Source organism: Caldimonas sp. (assembly GCF_046289365.1).
Taxonomy (GTDB): Bacteria; Pseudomonadota; Gammaproteobacteria; order Burkholderiales; family Burkholderiaceae_C; genus Caldimonas.
The window spans coordinates 1-3515 of record NZ_JBKBVU010000261.1 but is presented as its reverse complement, the minus strand read 5'-3'; the positions used below and the strand labels follow the sequence as shown (position 1 = coordinate 3515).

At 70.0% G+C, this 3515-nt stretch carries 3 protein-coding genes and 1 pseudogene; 1 reads left to right on the top strand and 3 read right to left on the bottom strand.

The window, feature by feature from the left end; all coding sequences use genetic code 11:
- The 3 genes from ACK42S_RS16595 to ACK42S_RS16585 form a co-directional block, all read right to left on the bottom strand.
- Window positions 1-1216, bottom strand: a 1216-nt coding sequence (locus ACK42S_RS16595) for a cache domain-containing protein (RefSeq protein ID WP_409710128.1), incomplete at its 3' end; no start/stop codon positions are given.
- Window positions 1216-1818, bottom strand: a complete 603-nt coding sequence (locus tag ACK42S_RS16590) for a methylamine utilization protein (protein WP_409710125.1) — start codon at window positions 1816-1818, stop codon at window positions 1216-1218. The genes ACK42S_RS16590 and ACK42S_RS16595, both read right to left, overlap by 1 nt.
- A gap of 12 nt (window positions 1819-1830) precedes the next feature.
- Window positions 1831-2745: a DUF4394 domain-containing protein gene (locus ACK42S_RS16585; protein WP_409710121.1), complete on the bottom strand. Its 915-nt coding sequence runs from the start codon at window positions 2743-2745 to the stop codon at window positions 1831-1833.
- Between the two features lie 254 nt (window positions 2746-2999).
- On the opposite strand from ACK42S_RS16585, the pseudogene ACK42S_RS16580 reads away from it, so the two are divergent.
- Window positions 3000-3515 (top strand): annotated as a pseudogene (locus ACK42S_RS16580) (N-acetylglutaminylglutamine amidotransferase); the annotation flags it as partial.

The following is a 3515-nucleotide window of genomic DNA, read 5'->3' as shown; positions in this document are numbered from 1 at the left end:
CGGGCACCAGCACCGCAGGGCGGCACGCCTCGGCCAGGGCCGCCGAGGCGGACACCCGGAACTGGGCACGGTTGGGCAGGCCGGTCAGGCTGTCCCAGTAGGCCAAGCGGGTGATTTCGCGCTGCTGGGCGTCCACGCTCACGCGCATGTGCTCGAAGGCCTGGGCCAGTTCGCCGATCTCGTCGGCGCTGCTCACCTCGACGGGAGCGTGGTAATCGCCCTGGCCCAGGCGTTCGGCCGCCCGCACCAGGGCGCGCACCGGGGTGGTGATGCGCCGCGCAGTGAGCACGCTGCCGGCCGCAAAGACGACCACCCCCAGCAGGGTGATCATCGCCATCACGAGCTGGAGCTGCCGATACGGCGCCACGGCCTCGTCCACCGAGCGCATCAGCACCGCGCGCACGCTGCCGCCGTCGTCCGGGTTGAGCACGAAGCTGCGGGCGCTGAAGTCCTCGCCTTCGATCATCAAGGAGGCGCGCTGCACGGCTGCGGAGGGGGCACTGCCCTCCCAGTCCACCGTGGTCAGCGCAGCCGCCAGGTCCTGCGTCAGCGTGGAGGCCCCGACGCGCCACGACCCGCGGTCATCGGGACGCACGAGCAGGCTGGTCTGCAAGGCGGTGATCTCGCGCATGTCGCGCACCAGCGCGGGGCCGATGTCGAAGCCCATCACGACCCAGCCGATCACCAGCGGAGCCCGCAGGGGCACCATCACCAGTTGATAGGCCTGGCCGCCCAACGCGACGACTTCGCTGGCCGGCCGCTGGCTCGTGCCGAAGGCCGTGCGCTCGGCCAGGCGGTGCACGGCCGGCATCAGGGCCGTCGCCTCCTGCTGGGCGGCGGCGCGCAGCGCAAAGCGCGTGTCGAGCAGCAGCGCGATCGAGGCCCCGATGCGCTCGCCGTGATTGAGCAGCACCGAGCCGATGGTGTCGGTGTCGTTGGTGGCCACCGCCGAACGGAAGCCGTAGTCGGACGCCAGCAACGTGGCGCCGTCACTGAGCTTCTGTGCGTTTTGCGCCAGCAGGCGTCGGAACACGCGCTCGCCGAGCTGCAGCTCCTGGGCGATCTGACCGCGGGCATTGCGAGCGACGCTCTCGCGGGTGGCCAGGAAGCTCAGCGCCTGCACCGCCAGCAGCAGCCCGAGAAACAGCGTGACGATGCGCCGGCTCAGCCGGCGCGAGAGCCAAGCCCGCAGCGTGCGATCGGTCCGCGCCGGCATCAGGGACTCACCTCGAGACGCACCGCCACCTCGGCCCCGCGGGCCTCGAGCGTGAGCGGCTGGCGATGGGGCGCCTGCCCCTGCGGCCAGCGCGGATGCCACACCTGGAGCTGGTAGGCGCCCGCAGGCACTTGCGTGATGCGGGCCCTGCCGTCGCGGGTCACCGCGAACCAGGGCGTGTCGACCACGTGCACCCAGGCCACCATCTGGTCATGGATGTTGCAGCCCAGTACCGCCGTGCCCGGCTTGTCGAAGACCACCGGCTGCGCGGGCGTGCCGACGTAGAGCTTGATCTCGAAGGTTTTGATGGGCGAGAAAGAATAGACGTGGTGGCGCACCGTGTCGTGATTGGGAAAATGCACCGGCGTGCCCGTCTGCACCACGGTCACCCGCGGCAGGAACTGGCGTGCGCGCTGCTCGATGACCGCCTGGGCCCCGGGCGGCAGCGGCGGGACGCTCCCACGGGGCAGCAAGGCCACCACCGCCTCGTCGAGCGAGCGGCCCTGGGCATCGACCACACTGACCGTGACGTCGGCCGCCCAGGCGGCGGTCGCTTGCAGCGCCGCCACGACCCCCCACCCCAGGAACAGCCCGCCTCGCATGGTCGAGCGCCCTCACGGTTCGATGGCCAGCGCACGCACCGGCTCGCCCGCACCGATCACGCCCACCATCCGGGCACGGCCCGTGTCGAGGTTGATGCGCACCAGCCGCGACACGCGCTCGCGCGGCAGCGTCACCGCCGCCAGCGCCGTGTTGTCGAGGTCGGCGATGTCGAAGGACACCTGGCGCAGCGGCGTGGGCAGGCCCAGCGAGCCCACGGTGAAGAGTTGACCGGTGTTCGGCGACACCATCGGCTGCGCGCCTTCCGGCGAACCCTGGCGCACCAGCAGCCCCAGGCCGGCGTCGATGGCGTAGTTCGTGGTGAGCTTTTCGTCCTGCTTGTTATAGGTGTAGGCCGCGGCCTCGATGCGCGGGCTGCGCCCGGCGTTCGGGTCGCCATCGGCATAGCGCAAGTCGCCGTCGGGTTGGAAGCCGTCAGCGTTCGGGTCGGCGTCCACCAGCGCCCCGGTGTCGGGGTGGGCGCGCAGGTTCTGGCCGCGCCCGGTGACGATGCGAATGCGGTCGGCGGCCGGGTTGAAATCGAAACCGATCGCGCTGCCGTGCAGGCGCAGCGGCCAATCGGCCGTGCCCAGGCGTAGCAGCCGCCCTTGGGCGGGGTCGAGCGTGTACAGGCGGCCCTGGTTGCTCAGCGCATAGAGCTGGCCGCGAGCGACGCGGTAGTCGATGCCGACGATCGCCTCGCCATGGGCCAGGCCCTGCAGCGGCACCCGTTGCAGCACCTGCTGTGGACGGTCCGGATCGATCTGCAGAAGCTGATGTGAAAAGGTGAGCACCCACACCCGCAGGGGCGCCGCGACCGGACGATCCGGCTGAGCCAGCGGCGCAGGCTCGACGGGCACCGGCGGTGCGGCGCAGCCCCCCAGGGCCATGATCAGGCTGGACGCCAGGGCCCAACGACGACGATTCATCGACAGCACTCCACGGTTCGGATCACAAACATGCTCGTCACCATATCGGCAACGGTCAACCCAACTTGACCCTTGGGGCAGGGGTTATGGCCCGCATCGCCCCTGTTCATGCGGGAGAGCAGCAAATCGAGATCGCGCAAGTTGACAGCGGGATGCCGCACCCAGCCGTGCAGTTAAAGGCAGAAGATTTGATCTGACCCCTGTCTTGGGGCACAGTCGGTTGGCTCTTCCCCTTCCACGGAGGCAGCACACCGATGTGTGGTTTTGCAGGCGAGGTGCACTTCGGCACCTTCACCGCCGACCCCGGCACGGTCGCCCGCATGGGCGAGATCCTTCAACCCCGAGGCCCCGACAGCGCCGGCCTCTTCCAGCAGGGCCCCGTCGCCCTGGCCCACCGCAGGTTGCGCATCATCGACCTGTCGGAGCACGCCCAGCAGCCCATGACCGACGCGGCGCTGGGGCTCACCCTGGTCTTCAACGGCTGCATCTACAACTACCGCGAGTTGCGCCGCGAGCTGGAGGCCCTCGACTACCGCTTCTTCTCCGACGGAGACACCGAAGTGGTGCTCAAGAGCTTCCATGCCTGGGGCCGCGACTGCGTGACGCGCTTCCAGGGCATGTTTGCGTTTGCGGTATGGGAACGCGACAGCGGCCGCCTCACGCTGGCACGCGACCGCTTCGGCATCAAGCCGCTCTACCTGGCCGCCACGGGCAAGCGACTGCGCTTTGCCTCCACGCTGCCTGCGCTGCTGGCCGGCGGCGACATCGAC